The sequence below is a fragment of the Limibacillus sp. genome (assembly GCA_037379885.1).
GTDB lineage: Bacteria > Pseudomonadota > Alphaproteobacteria > Kiloniellales > CECT-8803 > JARRJC01.
Map to the genome: position 1 here is coordinate 1 of JARRJC010000038.1, position 20,001 is coordinate 20,001.

The 20,001-nt window shown below is 66.4% G+C and carries 21 protein-coding genes; 12 read left to right on the forward strand and 9 right to left on the reverse strand.

Annotation, left to right across the window (positions count from 1 at the left end):
* Positions 1-16: 16 nt before the first annotated feature.
* Positions 17-1,960, reverse strand: a complete 1,944-nt coding sequence (locus P8X75_11495) for a hypothetical protein (protein ID MEJ1995812.1) — start codon at positions 1,958-1,960, stop codon at positions 17-19.
* Positions 1,947-2,078, reverse strand: a complete 132-nt coding sequence (locus P8X75_11500; protein MEJ1995813.1) for a hypothetical protein — start codon at positions 2,076-2,078, stop codon at positions 1,947-1,949. The genes P8X75_11495 and P8X75_11500 overlap by 14 nt, the downstream gene beginning before the upstream one ends.
* A 213-nt stretch (positions 2,079-2,291) precedes the next feature.
* On the opposite strand from P8X75_11500, the gene P8X75_11505 reads away from it, so the two are divergent.
* The 3 genes from P8X75_11505 to P8X75_11515 are packed head-to-tail and all read left to right on the forward strand — an operon-like array spanning position 2,292 to position 5,414.
* On the forward strand, positions 2,292-2,912 hold the full coding sequence (locus P8X75_11505) for a shikimate kinase (protein MEJ1995814.1): 621 nt from the start codon (positions 2,292-2,294) through the stop codon (positions 2,910-2,912).
* The gene (gene aroB / locus P8X75_11510) at positions 2,909-4,024 is read left to right on the forward strand and encodes a 3-dehydroquinate synthase (protein MEJ1995815.1); all 1,116 of its coding nucleotides are present in this window, start codon (positions 2,909-2,911) and stop codon (positions 4,022-4,024) included. Before P8X75_11505 ends, aroB begins: the two co-directional genes overlap by 4 nt.
* Positions 4,025-4,037: 13 nt before the next feature.
* The gene (locus P8X75_11515) at positions 4,038-5,414 is read left to right on the forward strand and encodes an HlyC/CorC family transporter (protein MEJ1995816.1); all 1,377 of its coding nucleotides are present in this window, start codon (positions 4,038-4,040) and stop codon (positions 5,412-5,414) included.
* A gap of 15 nt (positions 5,415-5,429) precedes the next feature.
* Here P8X75_11515 and P8X75_11520 read toward each other — a convergent pair whose 3' ends face one another.
* Positions 5,430-5,660 carry a hypothetical protein gene (locus P8X75_11520; GenBank protein ID MEJ1995817.1) on the reverse strand — a complete coding sequence of 77 codons (231 nt, stop codon included), beginning with the start codon at positions 5,658-5,660 and terminating at the stop codon, positions 5,430-5,432.
* Positions 5,661-5,776: 116 nt separating this feature from the next.
* Here P8X75_11520 and P8X75_11525 point away from each other — a divergent pair, with 116 nt between their 5' ends.
* Entirely contained in the window at positions 5,777-6,367 is a 591-nt protein-coding gene (locus tag P8X75_11525) for a DUF2889 domain-containing protein (protein ID MEJ1995818.1), read from the forward strand.
* 495 nt (positions 6,368-6,862) lie between these two features.
* Here the strand turns inward: P8X75_11525 and P8X75_11530 are convergent, their stop codons facing one another.
* Positions 6,863-7,138, reverse strand: coding sequence for a BolA family transcriptional regulator (locus P8X75_11530; GenBank protein MEJ1995819.1), 276 nt, complete (start codon positions 7,136-7,138; stop codon positions 6,863-6,865).
* A 171-nt stretch (positions 7,139-7,309) separates the two neighbouring features.
* Here P8X75_11530 and P8X75_11535 point away from each other — a divergent pair, with 171 nt between their 5' ends.
* The 5 genes from P8X75_11535 to P8X75_11555 all read left to right on the forward strand — a co-directional run bounded on the left by P8X75_11535 (position 7,310) and on the right by P8X75_11555 (position 12,853).
* The gene (locus P8X75_11535; protein ID MEJ1995820.1) at positions 7,310-7,867 is read left to right on the forward strand and encodes a J domain-containing protein; all 558 of its coding nucleotides are present in this window, start codon (positions 7,310-7,312) and stop codon (positions 7,865-7,867) included.
* A gap of 149 nt (positions 7,868-8,016) precedes the next feature.
* Positions 8,017-9,018: a cobaltochelatase subunit CobS gene (gene cobS / locus P8X75_11540; GenBank protein ID MEJ1995821.1), complete on the forward strand. Its 1,002-nt coding sequence runs from the start codon at positions 8,017-8,019 to the stop codon at positions 9,016-9,018.
* Positions 9,019-9,043: 25 nt separating this feature from the next.
* The gene (gene cobT / locus P8X75_11545) at positions 9,044-10,942 is read left to right on the forward strand and encodes a cobaltochelatase subunit CobT (GenBank protein MEJ1995822.1); all 1,899 of its coding nucleotides are present in this window, start codon (positions 9,044-9,046) and stop codon (positions 10,940-10,942) included.
* 17 nt (positions 10,943-10,959) lie between these two features.
* Positions 10,960-12,135 carry a pyridoxal phosphate-dependent aminotransferase gene (locus P8X75_11550; GenBank protein ID MEJ1995823.1) on the forward strand — a complete coding sequence of 392 codons (1,176 nt, stop codon included), beginning with the start codon at positions 10,960-10,962 and terminating at the stop codon, positions 12,133-12,135.
* A 220-nt stretch (positions 12,136-12,355) separates the two neighbouring features.
* Entirely contained in the window at positions 12,356-12,853 is a 498-nt protein-coding gene (locus P8X75_11555; protein ID MEJ1995824.1) for a DinB family protein, read from the forward strand.
* Here P8X75_11555 and P8X75_11560 read toward each other — a convergent pair.
* Genes P8X75_11560 through P8X75_11570 form a run of 3 tightly spaced genes read right to left on the reverse strand, consistent with a single transcriptional unit; the run spans position 12,832 to position 16,175 of the window.
* The gene (locus tag P8X75_11560) at positions 12,832-14,094 is read right to left on the reverse strand and encodes a class I SAM-dependent methyltransferase (GenBank protein ID MEJ1995825.1); all 1,263 of its coding nucleotides are present in this window, start codon (positions 14,092-14,094) and stop codon (positions 12,832-12,834) included. The two genes, P8X75_11555 and P8X75_11560, sit on opposite strands and share 22 nt — an antisense overlap.
* Positions 14,095-14,101: 7 nt before the next feature.
* The gene (locus P8X75_11565; GenBank protein ID MEJ1995826.1) at positions 14,102-15,085 is read right to left on the reverse strand and encodes an NADPH:quinone oxidoreductase family protein; all 984 of its coding nucleotides are present in this window, start codon (positions 15,083-15,085) and stop codon (positions 14,102-14,104) included.
* A 34-nt stretch (positions 15,086-15,119) separates the two neighbouring features.
* On the reverse strand, positions 15,120-16,175 hold the full coding sequence (locus tag P8X75_11570) for an asparaginase (protein ID MEJ1995827.1): 1,056 nt from the start codon (positions 16,173-16,175) through the stop codon (positions 15,120-15,122).
* A 135-nt stretch (positions 16,176-16,310) separates the two neighbouring features.
* Between P8X75_11570 and P8X75_11575 the strand changes: the two genes are divergently transcribed.
* The 3 genes from P8X75_11575 (at position 16,311) to rlmN (ending at position 18,679) form a co-directional block, all read left to right on the forward strand.
* Positions 16,311-16,856, forward strand: a complete 546-nt coding sequence (locus P8X75_11575) for an RNA methyltransferase (GenBank protein MEJ1995828.1) — start codon at positions 16,311-16,313, stop codon at positions 16,854-16,856.
* Positions 16,857-16,974: 118 nt separating this feature from the next.
* Positions 16,975-17,496: an invasion associated locus B family protein gene (locus tag P8X75_11580; GenBank protein ID MEJ1995829.1), complete on the forward strand. Its 522-nt coding sequence runs from the start codon at positions 16,975-16,977 to the stop codon at positions 17,494-17,496.
* A gap of 43 nt (positions 17,497-17,539) precedes the next feature.
* The gene (rlmN, locus tag P8X75_11585; GenBank protein MEJ1995830.1) at positions 17,540-18,679 is read left to right on the forward strand and encodes a 23S rRNA (adenine(2503)-C(2))-methyltransferase RlmN; all 1,140 of its coding nucleotides are present in this window, start codon (positions 17,540-17,542) and stop codon (positions 18,677-18,679) included.
* Here rlmN and P8X75_11590 read toward each other — a convergent pair.
* Both P8X75_11590 and P8X75_11595 read right to left on the reverse strand, forming a co-directional pair.
* Entirely contained in the window at positions 18,676-19,629 is a 954-nt protein-coding gene (locus P8X75_11590) for a DMT family transporter (GenBank protein ID MEJ1995831.1), read from the reverse strand. The two genes, rlmN and P8X75_11590, sit on opposite strands and share 4 nt — an antisense overlap.
* 189 nt (positions 19,630-19,818) lie before the next feature.
* On the reverse strand, positions 19,819-20,001 hold a 183-nt coding region (locus tag P8X75_11595; protein ID MEJ1995832.1), incomplete at its 5' end, for a hypothetical protein.

A 20,001-nucleotide genomic window follows, 5' to 3' on the forward strand; every position in this document is an offset into this window, starting at 1 on the left:
CACCGTTGAGCGCCCGTCAGATGCCGGCGTTCAGCGCCATCTCAATGGCGAGGGCGCGGGCTTCGGACGGCAGCCCGACGGCGCGCAGAGCTTGGAGCACAGCCTCCGCGATCTCCGGGTGAACCTCGCGCGTGCCGTTGGGGCCGAGGGCCAGCGCGGCGAGCAGCAGCGTCTCTCCCCGCCGGCCGGCCAGCGAGGCGTCGCGCAGGGCCGGCAGGTTGGTGAAGTCCGGGGTCACGCCCGAGCCATAGGGTTTGCGGGCGAGACTCTCGGCCTCGACCCGGCCGCCCATGCCCAGCGCCCGGAAGCTGGAGGTCAGCTGGGCCTGCATGTCGGCCAGTTCGCCCACGCCCTCGTTGCGGGCCAGCGACCAGGCCATGAGGCTGCCGTCCCAGTCCGCGGCCCCGTCGCCCGCCATCAAGGCGTAGGGCCAGAGCAGCGTCACCGAGGCCTGGGCCTGCGGCGAGGTCACCGCTTCCCGGCGCGCCAGCTCCAGCCATTCGGAGGCCTGCTCGTAGCGGCCCAGCGCATAGAGGGCCCGCCCGGCTGTGGAGGCGAACCAGGCCAGATCGGGCCTGGGCGGCAGGGACTGAATCTGTCCGGCGAAGGCCGAAGCGATCGCCTGGAACTGCCCGTCCGCCTCGGCGCTCTCCAGCGCGTTCAGCAGCATCTCGGCCTTCACTTCGGGGCTCTTCGAGCGGACCGCGGCCTGATAGAGCAACGCGCGGCCAACGTGGGAAGGCTGGCTGGGCGCCAGGGTCAAGGCGGCGTCGAGCTGCTCGCCGGTGAAGGGTATCTCCTTATAGGCGCGGGTCACCGCGCTGGGGCCGACGAGCCGCCGGTCTGCGGCGATCTCGGCGGCGCGGGCACGCTCTTCGGGCGGCAGTCCGGACAGCCGCAAGGCCGCCTGGGCGAAGCCCGGCGTCTCAAGCGGCAGGAAGCCGGGCGGCAGGCTCTCGCCCAGAAGGTCCGCCATGGCCAGATCCGGCGCGCTCGGGCCGATCTTCCCGGGCAGCGCGCCCAGACCGTCCAGCATGCGCTGTCCCATGGCCAGGAAAGCGGACGACCCCTCAGAGGGTAACTCGGCCATCAACTGCAACCCCAGCTGCGCGGCGGGAATCTCTCCGGCGTGGATCTGGCAGAAGATCAGGGCCTTCTGCCAGAAGTCGGGCGCATCGGTGAAGTCGGCGCGCGAACGGGTATCCAGGCAGGCCCCGGCGTAGTCGCCCTCCAGGAGCTCCGCCTCCACCCGGGGGCGCGCGAGCTTGCGGGCGACGAGATCGGAAGGCGCCACCGAAAGCAGGCGCAGCAGGCCGCGGCTGTCGCCCAGCGCGCGCAGACGATCGACGCGCGCCAGCAGCAGCTCCGCGTTCTCGTGTTCCGCCCCGCTCTCCGGCGGTGCGGCATCGGTCAGCAGAAGACGCTGCGCAAGCTGGCGGCCATCATAGCTGTCCAGGTCGCCGGGCAGGCGGCGCATGAGGCCCAGCACGATGCCCCGCTGCGATCCCTCCCAGAGATCGAAGCCAAGACCGCCGGTCGCGTCGGTCAGGACGCCGACGGTCTCGATGCTCGGCTGCGCCAGCGTTCTGATCTGGATGCCCTGACGCGGGGTGGAGGGGGCGATGGTCTGGAAACCGCCGCTCGAACTGCCGCCGCCGGAACTGCCGCCGCCGGAACCGCCAACGGCTCCATTGCTGGCGCCAGCAGCCGACCCATCGTCCGGCGCGGGAACGGTCCCTGCCTGCCCGCCGTCGTCGGTCCCGCCCTGCCCGCCATTCAAGCCCGGCGGGGTGAGCCGGATGGGTCCTTGATTGCCGCTCTGCGCGCCCGCCTCCTGGATCAGCATCACACTGAAGGCGACGGCCAGGACAGACCGGAAGACCCGCAGCAGGAATCGCTGCGGCGATCCGGCAGGGCCAAGGACCGGCGCCGCGCTATTTTTCGGTTCAGAAGCGGTCATTCGAGATGATTTTTTCCTGGCTCGTCGCCGGTGCGGGCATGTTCCAGGTTGCCAGGAACCCGGCCCCAACCACGCCGACCAGCAACACCAATATGAGAATGACTACGAACTTGCGCATTCGACCTTTCGGCGTCCTTGCCAGAAGGACGCTTCCTGACAGCTGTTTTCCCCGCGCCGAGGCGCTCCCGACGAGCGCAGGGTCCCTTCCGGAGCCCCCACGCTCTTGCGCCCTTTCGCCCGCAGTATGCTAGGTTCCGAGTATGGCGACTTTGGGGCACTCTATCGGTGCCCGCGGAGGGCCGCAACGCCAAGAGAACCGGCAGCCGGAGAGATGACGCAGAAGACAGCGAAACCACAGTCCGAAGCACCCGCGGGACGGGGTTTGACGAGGAGTGTCGTCCTCGTCGGCCTGATGGGCGCGGGCAAGAGCTGTATCGGCAAGCGCCTCGCCGAGCGCCTCGAGCTGCCCTTCGTGGACGCCGACAACGAGATCGAGAAGGCCGCCGGCTGCTCCATTGCGGACATCTTCGAAGCCCATGGCGAACAGGCCTTCCGCGATGGAGAGCGCCGCGTGATCGCGCGCCTGCTGGACGGACCGCCGCAGGTGCTGGCGACCGGGGGCGGCGCCTACATGGACCCGCAGACCCGCGAGACCATCCGGGAGCGGGGGATCGCGATCTGGCTGCGCGCCGATCTCGACCTTCTGGTCAAGCGCACCGCCAAACGGTCGCACCGTCCGCTCTTGAACAAGGGCAACCCGCGCCAAATCTTGAAGGACCTTATGGATCAGCGTTATCCGGTCTACGCCGAGGCCGATCTGGTGATCGACTCGCGCGACGGACCGCCGGAGGACACAGTGAAACGGACCCTGGCCGCCTTGGAGGCCCACATCGATAAGACCCGCGGCCAAGCCACGGCAATCGAGCGCTCAGGCGGAGGAGCGGCCCGGTGATCACCCACGACCGCCTTTCCGTCGACCTCGGGCAGCGCAGCTACGACATCCTGATCGGGCACGATGTGCTCGCCCTGGCCGGGCAGGAGATCGCCGCACTCGGGGCCAAGCGTCTTTTCGCCGTCACCGACAGCCACGTGGCGCCTCTGCATCTGGAAGCGCTCGCCTACTCCTGCGAGAAGGCGGGTCTCACCTGGGAGGAGCCGATCCTGCTTCCCCCCGGCGAACAGACCAAGTCCTTCGGCCAACTGGAAGCGCTCCTGGAGGATTTGCTGGAGCGCAAGGCCGACCGCGGTTCCTGGCTGGTGGCGCTGGGCGGCGGCGTGATCGGCGATCTGGTGGGTTTCGCGGCCGCCACCCTCCTGCGCGGCGTCGATTTCGTGCAGGTGCCGACGACCCTCCTGGCGCAGGTGGACTCATCGGTGGGCGGCAAGACCGCGATCAACTCGCGCCAAGGAAAGAACCTGGTCGGCGCCTTTCATCAGCCGCGCCTCGTCCTGGCCGATACCCGCGTGCTCTCGACCCTGCCCAAGCGGGAGATGCTGGCCGGCTACGCCGAGGTGGTGAAGTACGGCCTGATCGACGACCCCGGCTTCTTCCAATGGTTGGAGAGCCACGGGCATGCCGTGCTGGAGGGCGAGCAGGAAGCCCGCATCCATGCCGTCCGGACCTCCTGCGCTGCCAAGGCGCGCATCGTGGCGGCCGACGAACGCGAGGGCGGGCAGCGCGCGCTCCTCAACCTCGGCCACACCTTCGGGCACGCGCTGGAGGCGGAGACCGGATACAGCGAGAGCCTGCTGCACGGCGAGGCCGTGGCGATCGGCATGGTGATGGCCTTCGAGCTCTCCGCGCAGCTTGGGCTCTGCCCGTCGGAGGACGTGGAGCGCCTGCGCCGCCACCTGGCCGCCGTCGGCCTGCCGACCGACCCGCATCAGATCGACGGACGTGTCTTCTCTCCGCGGGTTCTGATCGAGCACATGAGCCGCGACAAGAAGGTGCGCGACGGCAAGCTGACGCTGGTGCTGACGCGCGGCATCGGCAAGGCCTTCTTGACCGGTGAGGTCACAACCGAAGAGCTGGAGCGGTTCATGACCCTCTCGCTGGCCGCGTGAGGATAGGACCGTCATGGAAATGAGTTTGCTTTTGTCCCTGGTCGCGATTGCGGGTCTGCTGGTGCTTTCCGGCTTCTTCTCCGGATCGGAGACCTCGATCACCGCCGCCTCGCGTCCGCGCATGCACACGCTGGAGCAACAGGGCGACAAGCGCGCAAAGACGGTCAACGACCTCTGGGAACACCGGGAGCGGCTGATCGGCGGCATCCTGCTGGGCAACAACCTGGTCAACATCCTGGCCTCCGCGCTGGCGACCTCGGTGCTGATCGGCTACTTCGGCGACGCTGGCGTGGTCTACGCAACGGTGGTCATGACCCTGCTGGTGCTGATCTTCTCGGAGGTGCTGCCCAAGACCTACGCCATTCACCATGCCGACTCAGTGGCGCTGGTGGTCGCCGGGCCTCTGCGCATCATCGTCAGCCTGCTCTCGCCCGTCGTGGCGGCGGTCCAGTGGACCGTGCGCCTCACGCTGCGCATCTTCGGCGTCAGGTTCGACATGCAGTTCGCCGACGAGATGCGCGAGGAGGAGTTGCGCGGCGCGATCGAGCTGCACCACGGCCCCAGCGAGGAGGTGCGCGCCGAACGGCAGATGCTGCGCTCGATCCTGGATCTGGGAGACCTGGAGGTTTCCGAGGTCATGACCCACCGCCGCAACGTGGTGGCGATCGACGCGACCCTGCCGACCGAGCAGGTCATCAACAAGGCGCTCGCCGCCCCCTACACGCGCATCCCGCTCTACGACAGCGATCCGGACAACATCGTCGGCGTGCTGCACGCCAAGGAGCTGTTCCGGGCGGTGCGGGCCAACCCCGACGCCATGGACGAGATCAAGATTCCGGAGATCGCGAACCGGCCCTGGTTCATTCCCGACACCACCGACCTGCTGAGCCAGTTGGAGGCCTTCCGAAACCGCCACGAACACTTCGCCATCGTGGTGGACGAGTACGGAGAGGTCCTGGGCATCGTGACGCTGGAAGACATTCTCGAAGAGATCGTCGGTGAGATCGCCGACGAGCACGACGTCAAGGTCGAAGGGCTGCGCATGCTGAAAGACGGCAACGTCGAGGTCGAGGGGACCGTCACGATCCGCGATCTCAACCGCATGTTCGAATGGCGCCTTCCGGACGAGGAGGCGACGACCGTCGCCGGTCTGGTGCTGCACGAAGCACGCCGGATACCCGAGGTCGGACAAACCTTCCTGTTCCACGACCTGCGCTTTGAGATCAAGGCGCGCAAGCGCAACCAGATCACCCGCATGGTCATCACCCCGCCGGAACCGCTGGAAGACGACAGCTCCAGCAAGGAGGCCGCCGCCGCCCGCGCCAAGGAGCGCGCCCAGGGCCGCGGCGGCACCGAAAGCGGGGCCCAGCAGAGCGGTGGCGGCGCCTAGGGTTCTTGAGCCCCGTTAGAGCCCGCCTTCTGCGTCCTTGAGCCAGGCGACAGCCTCGTGCGCGGCGGCTTCGGCCTCTCCCTGAGAGGCGAAGCGGCGGCTGGCCTGCCCGCCGACCGGATACCAGCCGCTCGCCTCCTCCGGATCGCGCCGGTATTCCTCAAAGCCGTAGCTGCCGTCGTCGCGCCGGAAGATGTCCAGGCAGCGCCGCGCGCCCGCTTCGTTGATTGACCGGAGCACCTTCATCGCCGTCCGCCTCCACAAAGCTCTGCGCCGGGGCCTTGCCATCGCCGCCGCCGCAAGGCTCACTGTAGCCTCGAAATTCCAAACGCCGAACCACCTGGAGCAAGAAGAAAAGCGCCATGCCCCTCTCCAAAGCCACCGCCGGCCGCAAACTGGTCCACACCCGCGAATACCGTTTCCACGGCTACGAGCGGGAGGACGAACTCTTCGACATCGAAGGCCACATCACCGACACCAAGCCCTACAGCTTCCCCAACTCCTTCCGGGGCCGGGTCGACGCGGGCGAACCGATCCATGACATGTGGCTCAGGGTCACGCTCGACCTCGACATGGAGATCAAGGCGATTGAGGCGGTGACGGACAACGGTCCCTACCGGGTCTGCCCCGACATCACCCCCAACTTCCAGAAAGCCGTCGGCTTGAAGATGGGTCCAGGCTGGCGCCAACGGCTCAAGAAGGAGCTGGGGGGCGTCGAAGGCTGCACGCATCTGGTGGAGATGCTGGGACACATGGCGACGGCGGCCTACCAGTCCATGTGGCCGGCGCTCGCCCGCCGCTCCAAAGCGCGGCGCGAGGAGGCGCTGGCGCGCGGCGAGGACCCGGACGCCGAGGCCAGGAAACCGGCTCTGATCGACAGTTGCCATGCATACGCAAGCGATGGGGAGGTGGTGAAGGAGTACTGGCCGAAATTCTATGAAGGCAAAGAGTAATCCGGAGATTTATTAGAACGAAATCAATCCGTTATCTCCGAAGCGTCCCATGTCCAGCAGCGGCATGGCCGGCTTTCGTTGCCGCGCCCCGGAAGTAAGTCAGTATCTACACGCGTATGCCCGCAGTAAGAGAAGATTCGCTCCGTGACCGGTCGATCTTCTGACAGACCTCGTGGACCGACATTCCCTCCCGCGTGGCGATCTCCTGAAGAGCATCCCACATAAGCTGTTCAAGGCGTACAGACGTGCGACGGTCGGCGATCTTGATGTTTCGGTTGACGAGTGTGCTCTGACTGCTCTTCACCGGAGGGTGCCCCCGCTAAGTATACCAATCAGTGTCGCTGACTTTTGCTAAATTATCGCACTGGTAGCAGAATACCGCCTCAAAGTTTATGAGGGGTGGTTTCCTGCCTTAGGTAGTCACAAGACAAACCGGGCCCTAACCCGTCCTTTTGGAGCAGGGGGCAAAATGGTCCGCTCTCTAATAAAATCGGATCAGGCCGGGTCTTCGTCCGGCGTCCGGGTCACCAGTTCAAGAGCATGAACGCGCTCGGCCAGTTCGTCGCTCAGCAGCTCATAGACCTTGCGCTGCCGCGCCACTCTTGAAAGCCCCTCGAAAGAAGGGGACACCACCTCGACATGGAAGTGCGTCTCTCCGCCTTCCTTGTATCCGGCATGTCCCTGATGGCGGTGCGAATCGTCGCGGATGCTCAAGCGGGTCGGCTTCAGCGCTTCGGTCAACTTGGTCTCGATCCGCTCGGCATAGCTCATGTCGGGGCTTCTCCGGTTTTCCGTGTCCTCGCAGGTGAACACCTGATTCTAGATGTGCAGCGGGCCGGGTGGCTGTCAAGCGGGCCCGCCGCATTTCGCTATTCGGCGGATCCTGTTGGCCGCTGCTTCCGATGCCTTGTTTAGCGGCTGCGCGGACCCCATAATTCGGGCATGGCCCGCGTAGAACCGGAAGAGCTTTACCGACCCTTTCGCAAGCCGCAGACCGATCAGCGCGGCTGCGATGCCGAAGGCTGCGCGGAGGAGGGCCTCTACCGCGCGCCGGTGAGCCGCCATCAGCTCAACCAGTACTACTGGTTTTGCCTGGATCACGTGCGCGACTACAACAGGGCCTGGAACTACTTTTCCGGCCTGACGCCCGAAGAGGTCGAGATGCTGGTGCGCGAGGACACCGTCTGGCAGCGCCCGACCTGGCGCTTTGCGGGAAAGGGACAGGCGCGCTACGAAAAGGGTCCGGACATGGAGGACCCCTACGGCTTTTTCGGCGAAGACGAGGCGCAGCCGCGCGCCAAGGCGCCCGACACCGCGGAGAACCGCGCCCTGGCCGCCCTCGGGCTCGGTCCGGGCGTCACCTTCGCGGAGGTGCGCTCGCGCTACCGCCTCTTGGCCAAGACCCACCACCCCGACGCCAATGGCGGGGACAAGGCCGCCGAGGAACGGCTGAAAGACATCAATCAGGCCTATGCGACGCTAAAAGCGGTTTATTCCTGAGCCGGTTACCTGCTATTTCCTAGCGCGCCCTCGCTCCAGACGGACAGGAGCCCCATATCAGGAAGAACCAGGGCCGGACGGCCGGCGCCGCAAGGCCGTCGCGACGCCTATCGAAGATACGGATCACGAACTACGGAAAGCTGGATTAGATGCCCTCCGAAATAGAAGCCCAGAACGGTCACGCCGATACCTCTTTGCCGGATATCACGGTCTCCGTGCGCCAGACCTTCGGCCTGGACAGCGACATGCAGGTCCCGGCCTTCAGCGAGAAGAACGACTATGTGCCGGAGGTCGACGACACCTACCGCTTCGACCGCGACACGACCCTGGCGATCCTGGCGGGCTTCGCCTTCAATCGCCGCGTCATGATCCAGGGCTACCACGGCACCGGGAAGTCGACCCATATCGAGCAGGTCGCCGCCCGCCTGAACTGGCCGACCATCCGCATCAATCTGGACAGTCACATCAGCCGCATCGACCTGATCGGCAAGGACGCCATCGTGCTGAAGGACGGCAAGCAGGTGACGGAGTTCCGCGAAGGGCTGCTGCCCTGGGCCTTGCAGCACCCGACCGCGCTGGTCTTCGACGAGTACGACGCCGGGCGGCCCGACGTGATGTTCGTGATCCAGCGCATCCTGGAGGTCGAGGGCAAGCTGACGCTGCTCGATCAGAACCGGGTGATCCGCCCGCATCCGGCCTTCCGCCTCTTCTCCACGGCCAACACCGTGGGCCTGGGCGACACCACCGGCCTCTATCACGGCATCCAGCAGATCAACCAGGCGCAGATGGACCGCTGGAACATCGTCGCCACGCTGAACTACCTGGAGCACGACGCCGAGGTGGAGATCGTCACCTCCAAGGTGCCCGCCTACGACAACAAGGAGGGTAAGGAGACCGTCTCCGCCATGGTCGCGCTCGCCGACCTGACGCGCGGCGGCTTCATCAACGGCGACATCTCGACGGTCATGAGCCCTCGTACGGTCATCACCTGGGCGGAAAACGCGCAGATCTTCGGCGAGGTTGGCTTCGCCTTCCGGGTCACCTTCCTCAACAAGTGCGACGAGGTCGAGCGTCCGATCCTGGCCGAGTACTATCAGCGCTGCTTCGGCAGCGAACTGCCGGAGACGGGCGTCAACGCGAACCTCGCGTGAGCGCGGCGGGCAAACGGGTAAGAGCGTGAGCGACAAGCCCAAGAGCAACCAGAAGGCCGGGGAGATCCCCATCGAACGCTTCAAGCGCTCGACCGGGGCAACCTTGCGCGCCCTGGCACGCGATCCGGACATCCAGGTCGCTTTCACGCCCAGCGCCCAGGGGCTGCAGGGCAACGAGGCGCGCCTGCCCATGCCGGGTCGCGACCTAAAGCACGAGGACGTGGCGCTGACGCGCGGCGAGGCCGACTCCATCGCGCTGCGGCGGCGGCATCACGATTCCAAGCAGCACGCCCGCCTCGCGCCCGGCAACCAGATCGCCCGCGAAATCTTCAACGCCGTCGAGCAGGCGCGCTGCGAGGCGCTGGGTGCGCGCCGCATGGCCGGTGTCAGCCAGAACCTGACCTCCGCCATGGAGGACCGCTACAAGGCGCGCGGCTACAACCACATCACCAAGCGCGAGGACGCCCCGCTCTCCGAAGTGGTGCGCCTGCTGGCGCGCGAGGCCATGACCGGCGAAGCGCCGCCCGAGGCGGCCAAGGCCATCGTCGACCTCTGGCGCCCGCAGATCGACAAGCGCATCACCGGCGATCTGCGGCAGCTCGCCGACTGCATTGAGGATCAGGAGGCCGTGGCTCGCCTGACCCGCGCCATGATCGAGCATCTCGACTTCGACCTGGGCAACGAGGAGACCCAGCCCGAGGACGAAGACAGCGACGATCAGAGCGACGAGGGCGAGGACGATCAGGACGAGCAGGAGAGCGAGGCCGGCGACCAGCCCTCGGCCGAGCCGGTCCAGGGCATGGAAGAGGACAGCGGCGACTCCGACGAGTCCGATTCCGATGACGCCGCCGCCGACGCCGACGGCGAGATGATGATGGGGATGAGCGACGAGGACCCCGGCGACCCGGGCGCCCCGCAGCAGCGCGACGACCTGCGCAACTATCCTCAGGAAGAGCCCTATCATGCCTACTGCACCGACTACGACGAGGTGGTGGAGGCCGAGGAGCTCTGCGACGCCGACGAGCTGGCCCGCCTGCGCCTGCTGCTCGACCAGCAGCTCGCCCACCTTCAGGGGGTGATCGCGCGCCTGGCCAACCGCCTGCAGCGCCGCCTCATGGCCAAGCAGACCCGCTCCTGGGACTTCAACCTCGAGGAAGGCATTCTCGATACCGCGCGGCTCGCGCGCATCGTCGCCGATCCCAACCAGCCGCTTTCCTTCAAACAGGAGCTGGAAACGGAGTTCAAGGACACGGTGGTTACCCTCCTGATCGACAACTCCGGCTCCATGCGGGGCCGCCCGATCTCCGTCGCCGCCATGTCCGCCGACATCCTGGCGCGCACGCTGGAGCGCTGCGGGGTCAAGGTCGAGGTCCTCGGCTTCACCACGCGCATGTGGAAGGGCGGCCAGTCGCGCGAACGCTGGATCGCCGCGGGCAAGCCGTCCAACCCCGGCCGCCTCAACGACCTGCGCCACATCGTCTACAAGGCCGCCGACGCGCCCTGGCGGCGCGCGCGCAAGAACCTGGGCCTGATGCTGCGCGAAGGCATCCTGAAAGAGAACATCGACGGGGAGGCGCTGCTTTGGGCGCACCAACGCCTGATCGCGCGGCAGGAGCAGCGGCGCATCCTCATGGTGATCTCCGATGGCGCGCCGGTGGACGATTCCACCCTCTCGGTCAATCCCGGGAACTACCTGGAGAAACACCTGCGCGACGTGATCGAGTACATTGAGACCCGCTCGCCCGTGGAACTGCTGGCGATCGGCATCGGGCACGACGTGACCCGCTATTACCGCCGCGCCGTCACCCTGGTGGACGCCGAGCAGCTCGGCGGCACGGTGATGGAAAAGCTCGCCGAGCTCTTCGACGAGCAGGAGGCCCGCGCCAAGGGCGGCGCGCCCGGACGGCGCACGGCCCTTCACTGAGCAGGAATCCAGGCACCATGACCCAACAAGGCTTCCCGGCTGCGCTGAGACCCGAGATCGCGGCCATGGAGCCCTCGCGGATCGTCCAGCTCTGGGAGCTGGGTTTCGAGCGGGAGGACGTGATCCCGCTTTGGGTCGGGGAGAGCGATCTCGGGACACCTGAGTTCATCAACCGCGCGGCCTACGCCGCCCTTCAAGCGGGGCGCACCTTCTATTCCCACAAGCGCGGCATCCCGGCCCTCGTCGAAGGGCTCGCCGCCTACTCAAGCGGCCTCTACGGGCGGGAGATCGACAGGTCGCGGGTGACGGTGACCTCCTCGGGCATGCATGCGATCGCGATCATCCTGCAAGCGCTCCTGGAGCCGGGCGACGAGATTCTGGTGATCGAGCCAACCTGGCCCAACGTGGTGAGCGCGGCCAGGATCGCGCACGGAGAAGTCCGCTTCCTCGCGCTCGACCCGCTGGAGGAGGGCGGCTTCGCCCTCGATACGGAAAAGCTGAAGGCGGCCTGCGGGCCGCGCACCCGCGCGCTCTTCATCAACTCCCCCAGCAACCCGACCGGCTGGATGATGGAGCGCGAGCAGCAGCAGGAAATTTTGGAGTTCTGCCGCGAGCGGCGCATCTGGATCATGGCCGACGAGGTCTATGCGCGCCTCGTCTACGACCGGCCGGTCGCCCCCTCTTTCCTGGAGATCGCGGAGCCGGACGATCCCGTCATACAGATCAATTCCTTTTCCAAGACCTGGGCCATGACGGGCTGGCGTCTCGGCTGGCTCGTGCATCCGCCGTCGATGGGTCCGGTCTTCAGCAACATGATCGAGTTCTCCTCCTCCGGAGCCCAGGGTTTCCTCCAGGAAGGCGCGGTGGCGGCACTCGGCCCCGAAGGCGAAGACTTCGCGCGGGAGATGATCGAGCGCTGCCGCCGGGGCGGCGAGATCGTCTATCAACGGCTCGCCGGACTGCCGCGCGTCGCCATCGCCCGCCCCACGGCCTCCTTCTACGCCTTCTTCCGGGTGGAGGGCATGGAGGACAGCCTGGAGTTCGCAAAGCGCATCCTGCGGGAGACGGGGGTCGGACTCGCACCCGGCTCCGCCTTCGGCCAGGCCGGCGAAGGCCACCTAAGGCTATGCTATGCCTCCTCGCCCGAGCGCTTGAGCGCAGCGATGGACAGAGTTGAACCTATATTGAGTTAATTTATCATTTAATTCTGAAGAAATAATATTCTCTTTATAAAACAGTAGTTTATAAGCCTGACGGTTATTCCATGAAGATCTCACCTACGTCACTGATTCGGGATGTTATCTGATATATTGTTAAGATGCGAAATTAAAGAGCGTTCCGTAGTTTTTGTTCCGGGGATCTCTTCCGCCCTGCTAGACTCGACGCCACGGGAAAACACGGGAGCCTTGAAGAGTGAAGGAACATTTCCTCAGCCTCGCCAACTACAACGCCTGGGCCAATGAAAGGCTCTATGAGGCGGTGGCGCACCTGCCCGCCGAGGAACAGCGGCGCGAGCGCGACGGCGCCTTCTTCACCTCGATCCTCGGCACGCTGAACCATATTCTGCTGGCCGACCGCGTTTGGCTGGACCGGCTTGAGGATCAACCGCAGCGCCACTGGAAGCTGGATGAGATCATCGAAGACGACCTGGATCAGCTGCGCGCCGCCCGGCGGGTCGAAGACCGCCGCATCCTGGCTTTCTGCGATGCCTTGGGAGAAACCGGTCTCAAGAACGACGTCAGCTACGCCACCATGGCGGGGGACCGGATGACGACGCGGCTCGACCGCACGCTCACCCACATCTTCAATCACCAGACCCACCACCGCGGACAGGCCCATGCGCTGATCCTGGAAGCCGGGGCGGAGCCGCCGCCGCTGGACTACATCTACTATCTGCGCTCTCTCGGATAGGCGTGGAACAAGAGGTTCAGGCCGTTGAAGAGCGCGAAGAAGGGCCGATAGAGCCCCAGGAACTTCTCGTAGGTCAGCGCCTTGTTGCGGCTGCGCAACCGCTGGTGGATTGCCGCCAGATCCCTCTCGCCGTCGATCGCTTCCAGAATGGCGGTGCTGGCCTTGGGCAGCTCCCATTCGAAGGCGATGCCGTGGTGCTTCAGGCGTAGTCGCTCCAGCTTGGCCATGCCCTTGGCGAGCGCGGGCCCCTCCTCGTTCATCAGCACCGGAACCGCGTCACGCGCATCCCAGGGCGCCAGCGCCTCGGCGGGGCTGTCGCGGCTGGTGACATAGAAGACATGGGTCTTCATGTTGCCCGCCAGCCGCTCGGCGAAGGCCTCGCGCTCCGCGCGCTCCAGGCGGCCGACCTCCTCCAGCAGACCGGGATCGCTCAGGTAGCTCTCGGGTCTATAAAAGATCGGCTTTATGAAGGACACCAGGGAAAGGCCCGGGGCGGCGGCGATCAGGTCGTAGACCTGCTCCACCCGGTAGGCGCGGTCCTGGGAATGCAGCAGCAGATCCACCAATTCGGCGTCGCCCCGCTTATGGTCACCTAAATTTCGGTTAAGGTTGAATCCATGGGTGGGCGGCAGCTCCTCCAACAGCCTGCGCGCCTGTCCGATTCTCTCCGGTAGCGGGCGGTTCTCTCCGATCGCGCGCAGCATCTCCTGCACGGGATAGACGCCGTAGCGCCCGTACTCGCCATAGAGCATCAGCCCCAGGCCGCCGCCGGGCTTCAGGACCCCGGCCAGAGCCCGCAGCCCGGCCTCGGGCTCCGGCAGATGGTGCAGCACGCCGCAGCAATCGATGTAGTCGTAGGGGCCTGGCGCCAGATCCGCCACTTCGAGGAGGGAGCCGGTGACGAAGCGGATGTTGGAGAGCCCGCGCGCCTGCGCCCGCGCCTGCGCGATGGCGCGCGTCTTACCGGCCAGATCGAGGTAGGTGACCTGCCCGCCCTTCGCGCCCTTGGGCGTGCGGTCGGCGAGCTGCTGGGCCAGCATGATGGCGGCGTCCCCGGTTCCGCCCCCGGCCACCAGGACCTGGAAGTCGCCCGCGAAGTCCGCGCGCCCGGCGAAGAGGTAGTGATCCACCTCCAGCAGATGGCTGGGCGAGCCTTCGATCAAGCGTTGCTTCTCCTCGGCGGGATCGCGGGAGGGATAGGGGTAGTCCTCGTACTGAAGCCGGACCTCGTCGCGCGACATGGGCGCCTCACCCCGTCCCGGTCGTCACCACCACCTTGCCGGTGGAGCGGCGGGTCAGCAGCAGGTCCATTGCCTCCGCCACCTGCTCCAGCGGCAGCGCGTGAGAGACGTGGGGGGCGAGCAGCCCTTCCTCGAACCAGCCGAAGAGATCGCGGAACTCCGGCTCCAGAAGCTCCGGCGCCTGTTTGCGGTAGGAGCCCCAGTAGCAGCCGATCACCGAGAGGTTCTTCACCAGCAATATGTTGGCGGGCACCTGCGGTACCTGCCCGGCGGCAAACCCGATGGTGAGCAGCCGCCCGGACCAGGCGGTGCAGCGCAGGGAGGCATCGAAGACCTCCCCGCCGACGGGATCGAAGACCACGTCCACGCCCCGCCCGCCGGTCAGCGCCTTGACCCGCTCGCGGATATCCTCCTCGCGGTAGTCGATGGCGGCCTCGGCGCCGTGCTTCAGCGCGAGCTTTCCCTTTTCCGCTCCGCCCGCCGTGGCGATCACCCTGGCGCCCAGCGCCTTGCCGACCTCGACGGCGGCGAGCCCGACGCCGCCCGCAGCCCCATGCACCAGGAGCGTCTCCCCCGGCTGAAGCGCCGCGCGCCAGACCAGCGAGCCGTGCGCGGTGCCGTAGGTGATGGGAAACCCGGCGGCGGTCGGGAAGTCCATACTGTCCGGGATGACGAAGACGTCGCTCTCGCGCGCCAGAGCCAGTTCGGCAAAGCCGCCGTGGTCGAGGATCGCCAGCACGCGGTCGCCCACGGAAACGCGGGTCACGCCCTCCCCCACCGCGGCGACGCTCCCGGCCCCTTCCAGGCCCGGAGAAAAGGGAAAGCTCGGCTTTTCCTGGTACTTCCCCTGGATCATCAGCGTGTCGGCGAAGTTCAGACCCGCCGCCTCAATGGCGATCAGGACCTCGCCCGGCCCCGGCACCGGGTCGGGCAATTCTCCCACTTTGAGATCGCCCGGCTTGCCCCAGGCTTCGCAGATCACGGCGCGCATCGTTGTCTTCTTTCCCCTGTTGGCTTGCTACCGCTCAGAACGACGCCTTTGCGGCCGCCTGCAGCGTTCCCACCTCTAGCCCCGCCCGGTTCAGGATCGGCTGAACCAAGAGATCCTTCAACTCCTCGGCCTTTGCATCGTCGATGACCTTGAGGCGCCGCAGGAGCTGGCCGGTGACGATCTCCGAAGAGCGGGCCGCACCGTCGTCGCTCTTCACCGCGAAACCCAATCCCAAATCCGGGATCCAGCCGCAATAGACGCCCTCGGCCCCGGTCTTCATGAAGGCCTTGCCGTCCAAGGCTGCGATCATGCGGCTGTCGAAGCTTTCATGGCCGCCCATGTGGAAGGGGGCTTTGCGGATCGCAGCGGCGATCCTGCGGCAAGCCTCCTGGCGCGCTTCCGGCAGGTCGTCTGGATCGGCGAGACGCGCCATGGCGAGCGCGATGTTGCCCAGCGGGATGCCGATTACCGGAATGCCGCAACCGTCGATGCCCTTGGGCGCGCGGGAGAGATCGAGGCCGGTCATGGCCTCCAGCACGCCAAGGATGCGCTGCTGCACCGGATGGGTGAGCTTGCTGTAGCCCTTGGTCGGCTCCCCCTTGTGGCGCGCCGTGGTCAAGAAGCCGGTGTGCTTGCCCGAGCAGTTGTTGTGCAGCGGCGTTTCCTCTCCGCCGTTCCGGTAAAAGGCCTTCATGGTCGCCAGGTGGCTGGGCACTTGGGGCCCGCATTCAAGATCGTCGACGCCGCAGCCGATCCGCTCCAGCCAGGCGGCGACCGCCTCGGTGTGGAAGGGCTCCGCGTCATGGCTGGCGCAGGCCAGAGATATTTCTTCGTCCGACAGGCCGTAAGCCTCGGCGGCGCCCGTTTCCATCAGCGGAATCGCCTGCAAGGCCTTGATCGCCGAGCGGCCGTAGATGGGCCGCTCGAAGGCGCCGGCCTGAAGCACCACGCGCCCCTCGGAGTCCACCACCGCGTAGCTGGCGCGGTGACGGCTTTCCACCATGTTCCCGCGCGTCACCTCGACGAGAAGCGGATTGGGGTCGCTCTCGGGCATTGGCGCTGGATGCTTGTGGTCTGAATGGTCGGCCATTTCAGTCGTGCCTCCGGAACGGGCGGCCTCCAGCCGCCGGCATCTCTTGCGCGGATCCTTGTCGCGTCTCTGGAACTTGCCTTGACCGGCGGCTCGGTGCAAGTTCGCGTGGCTTTCGGGAAAGAGGCGGACCGCATGAGAGGCTACTTCGGCATCGGCGTTTTCGGAATCAGCAAGCCGCGGAACCTCGGCAGCCTGCTGCGCAGTACTCACGCCTTCGGGGGCAGCTTCTTCTTCACGATCCATCCGGCCTTCGATGCGCGCGAGGTCAAGCAGTCCGACACCTCGGACGCGGCCAAGCACCTGCCGCTCTATGTCTACAACTCGATCGACGAGATGCAGCTTCCCCGAAACTGCCAGCTCGTCGGCGTCGAGTTGACCGACGAGGCCATCGAGCTGCCGAGCTTTCACCACCCCGAGGCGGCGGCCTACCTCTTGGGGCCGGAGCGTGGCTCCCTGACCCCTGAAATTCTGGAGCGCTGCGATCAGACGATCAAAATCCCGACAAAGTTCTGCGTCAATGGGGGGGTTGCAGGGGCCATCGTCATGTACGATCGCCTGCGCGCGCAGGGCGGCCGGGCCGGACGTGCGCTCTCCCGCTTTTCCGGAGCGCCGGAGAAAGCGGAGCATGTCCACGGCGGCCCGCGGCTGCGCCACCTGGAGAAAAACGGGAAGCCGTGATCTCTCCGGTAGCGGCTATTGCGACGCGGCGGCGAGAGGTTAGACTTCTCGCCGGGATCGATTCATTCGGGGCGGCCCAACGAAAGACCGCCCAAGGGGAGATGAGAAGAGAGAGGCCATGAAGAACCTGAAGCCATTGATCGCGGCGATGACCCTAACGGCGGGCGTAGCTGCCTTTTCGGGCGGCGCGGCAGCGCAGTCGGTCGAAGAGATCGGCAGCTTCCAGGACTGGAGCGCCTACAGCTATTCAAGCGAAGGGCAGAAGATCTGCTTCATGTCCTCCAACCCGACCCAGGCGCGCGGCAACTACACGCGGCGCGGCGATATCTTCACCATGGTGACCCACCGGCCCGCGCGCAACACGCGCGACGTGGTTTCGGTGGAAGCGGGTTACACCTACGAGGAAGGCTCCAGCGTCTCCGTCGCGGTGGGCGACAAGTCCTTCACGCTCTTCACCCAGGGCGGCAACGCCTGGGCCCCGGACAGCGCCGCCGACCGCAGCCTCGTCGCGGCCATGAAGGCCGGCATCGACATGGTGATCAAGGGCACCTCGTCGCGCGGCACGGCGACCACGGACACCTATTCGCTGCGCGGCTTCACGGCGGCCTACGAGGCCATCTCCAAGGCCTGCCCAAACTAAGGAATTCCTTGCTCCAGCGGCCTTTGCGCCCTATCTAGGCGCCATGACAACGCATGCCCGTTCCTTCGCGCCCCCCTCGGCTGAGCTAGAGGGCAAGCGCCTCCTGATCGGCCTGTCGCGCGAAGAGCTCGCGGCCGAGGTGGCCGCCATGGGCGAACCCGCCTTCCGGGCCAAGCAGCTTTGGCACTGGATCTACGACCGTGGGGCGGAGAGCTTCGAGGGCATGACCTCCCTCTCCAAGGGCTTCCGGGAGAAGCTGGCCGAGAGCTACGTGATCGGCCGCCCCTCGGTGAAGACCCACCAGAAGTCGGTGGACGGCACGCAGAAATGGCTGCTGCGCTTTCCCGACGGGCAGGAGGTGGAGAGCGTCCACATTCCCGAGTCCGATCGCGGCACGCTCTGCGTTTCCAGCCAGGTCGGCTGCACGCTCACCTGCAAGTTCTGCCACACCGGCACCCAGCGCCTGGTGCGCAACCTCTCGGCCTCCGAGATCGTCGGGCAGGTGATGCTCGCCAAGGACAGCTTCGATGAATGGCCCGCCAGCCGCGAGGGCCGCGCCATCACCAACCTGGTGATGATGGGCATGGGCGAGCCGCTCTATAACTTCGAGAACGTGGCCAAGGCTCTGCGCATCGTGATGGACGGCGAGGGCCTGGGCATCTCCAAGCGCAAGATCACTCTGTCCACGGCGGGCGTGGTCCCGATGATGAAGCGCTGCGGAGAGGAGCTGGGCGTGAACCTTGCGGTCTCGCTCCACGCCGTCAACGACGAGATCCGCGACCAGATCGTGCCGATCAACAAGAAGTATCCGCTGGCCGAGCTGCTTCAGGCCTGCCGCGACTACCCCGGCGTCCACAACGCCCGGCGCATCACCTTCGAGTACGTGATGCTCAAGGGCATCAACGATTCAGACGCCGATGCGCGCGAGTTGGTCCGCATCCTGGACGGCATCCCGGCCAAGGTGAACCTGATCCCCTTCAACCCCTGGCCCGGCGCCCCCTATGAGTGCTCCGAGCCCGAGCGGGTCGAGACCTTCGCCGACATCCTGGCCAGCCACCACATGTCCGCCCCAGTGCGCCAGCCCCGCGGGCAGGACATCTTCGCCGCCTGCGGCCAGTTGAAGAGCGAGAGCCAACGCCTCAAGAAATCCGAGCGCGAAGCCCAGGCGGCGGCGAACGCCTAAACAGGCTTCAGCGTGGTCGGGCGGCGCCTTAGGCCGCTGAGCGCGCGCAGGCCGACGGCCAGCATGACGATGCCGCCGCCGATCATGGTCGTCTGCGCCGGCACCTCGGAAAAAACCATCCAGACCCAAAAGGGGCTCAAGACCACTTCGGTCATGGAGAGCAGGGCGAGTTCCGCCGCGGTGACGCGCGAGGCGCCCTTCAGGAAGAGGATCATGCCGAGCACGATCTGCACCGCGCCCATGGTGAGGCAGAGCGTCAGGTCGCGGAGCGGAAGCTGGAAGTCGTCCACCAGAAGCGCTGCGATCAGCGCCGTCCAAAGCCCACCGAAGACGACGATGGGCATGGTCTCCCGGTGCCGGTGGCGGGTCGCGACCGCGCGCAGCAGGACAGCGTAGCAGGCGAACCCCACGATCGAGAGAAAGGCCATGAGGTTGCCCAGCCAGCGGCCCTCGTCCATCGCGCCGCTCACCATGTAGGCGACGCCGCCGCCGGCGATGACCATGGTGACCCAGGTGGCCGGACGGATCGCTTCCTTCAGCACGATCCGGGCCAGGATCGCGGTCATGAAGGGGCCGGTCGCCAGCATGAAGACCGCGTTGGCGACCGAGGTGTAGAAGAGCGCGAAGACGAAGCCCGCCGAGGCGGTCATGAGGAAGAAGCCGCCCAGCACGGCGCTGCCCAGCCCGTCTTGCAGATCGGCCAGCACCCGGCCGCGCCGCCGCCAGACCATGAAGGCGAAGGCGCAGACCACGACCGAGAGCGAGCGGTAGAACAGCAGCTGCCAGGCGTCGGCCACCTCCATGGCGCGCACGAAGAGACCGGACGTGGACCAGAAGACGCCCGCCATGAGCACCAGCAGGATGCCGAGGGCGCGGCCCTCCTCGATGACGGGCGAGGGCGGGGGAAGCTGGGGCTTCTGACCGGCGATGAAGTCCTGCGTAGCCGTCATTGGGGCGCGACCCTTTTTCTATTGCGGATGAGTGGGAACCCCTCTCTCGTCCTCGCAGCTTGGAGAGCGGCGGCGCGGGCGTCTTGTCCCTTCACGCCAAGATGGTGGCGCTAACGCAAGGATTTCGCCCCCGCTCAGCGTCGGGGGACGCCATCACCAGGAGCTTCAACGCCTGCGGGTCTGGCAGGATTAGGTGGCGCTGTCGTAGACCGCGTGCTTCAGGCGCTCGGCCTCCGCCTGGTGGGCGATCAGTGCGGGATCGAAGTCGGTTGTGAAGGCCGGCTCCGGCGCGAAATGGCCGAAGCGGTCCTGGCCGCGCACCAGCGTCGCGCCTTCGCTGTCCGTGAAGAGCTGCTTTACCGAGGGCGCCAG

Coding starts and splice junctions, on each gene's coding strand:
- P8X75_11495 (MEJ1995812.1), bottom strand. CDS start 1,960: ATGACCGCTTCTGAACCGAAAAATAGCGCGGCGCCGGTCCTTGGCCCT.
- P8X75_11500 (MEJ1995813.1), bottom strand. CDS start 2,078: ATGCGCAAGTTCGTAGTCATTCTCATATTGGTGTTGCTGGTCGGCGTG.
- P8X75_11505 (MEJ1995814.1), top strand. CDS start 2,292: ATGACGCAGAAGACAGCGAAACCACAGTCCGAAGCACCCGCGGGACGG.
- P8X75_11515 (MEJ1995816.1), top strand. CDS start 4,038: ATGGAAATGAGTTTGCTTTTGTCCCTGGTCGCGATTGCGGGTCTGCTG.
- P8X75_11520 (MEJ1995817.1), bottom strand. CDS start 5,660: ATGAAGGTGCTCCGGTCAATCAACGAAGCGGGCGCGCGGCGCTGCCTG.
- P8X75_11525 (MEJ1995818.1), top strand. CDS start 5,777: ATGCCCCTCTCCAAAGCCACCGCCGGCCGCAAACTGGTCCACACCCGC.
- P8X75_11530 (MEJ1995819.1), bottom strand. CDS start 7,138: ATGAGCTATGCCGAGCGGATCGAGACCAAGTTGACCGAAGCGCTGAAG.
- P8X75_11535 (MEJ1995820.1), top strand. CDS start 7,310: ATGGCCCGCGTAGAACCGGAAGAGCTTTACCGACCCTTTCGCAAGCCG.
- cobS (MEJ1995821.1), top strand. CDS start 8,017: ATGCCCTCCGAAATAGAAGCCCAGAACGGTCACGCCGATACCTCTTTG.
- P8X75_11550 (MEJ1995823.1), top strand. CDS start 10,960: ATGACCCAACAAGGCTTCCCGGCTGCGCTGAGACCCGAGATCGCGGCC.
- P8X75_11560 (MEJ1995825.1), bottom strand. CDS start 14,094: ATGTCGCGCGACGAGGTCCGGCTTCAGTACGAGGACTACCCCTATCCC.
- P8X75_11565 (MEJ1995826.1), bottom strand. CDS start 15,085: ATGCGCGCCGTGATCTGCGAAGCCTGGGGCAAGCCGGGCGATCTCAAA.
- P8X75_11570 (MEJ1995827.1), bottom strand. CDS start 16,175: ATGGCCGACCATTCAGACCACAAGCATCCAGCGCCAATGCCCGAGAGC.
- P8X75_11575 (MEJ1995828.1), top strand. CDS start 16,311: ATGAGAGGCTACTTCGGCATCGGCGTTTTCGGAATCAGCAAGCCGCGG.
- P8X75_11580 (MEJ1995829.1), top strand. CDS start 16,975: ATGAAGAACCTGAAGCCATTGATCGCGGCGATGACCCTAACGGCGGGC.
- rlmN (MEJ1995830.1), top strand. CDS start 17,540: ATGACAACGCATGCCCGTTCCTTCGCGCCCCCCTCGGCTGAGCTAGAG.
- P8X75_11590 (MEJ1995831.1), bottom strand. CDS start 19,629: ATGACGGCTACGCAGGACTTCATCGCCGGTCAGAAGCCCCAGCTTCCC.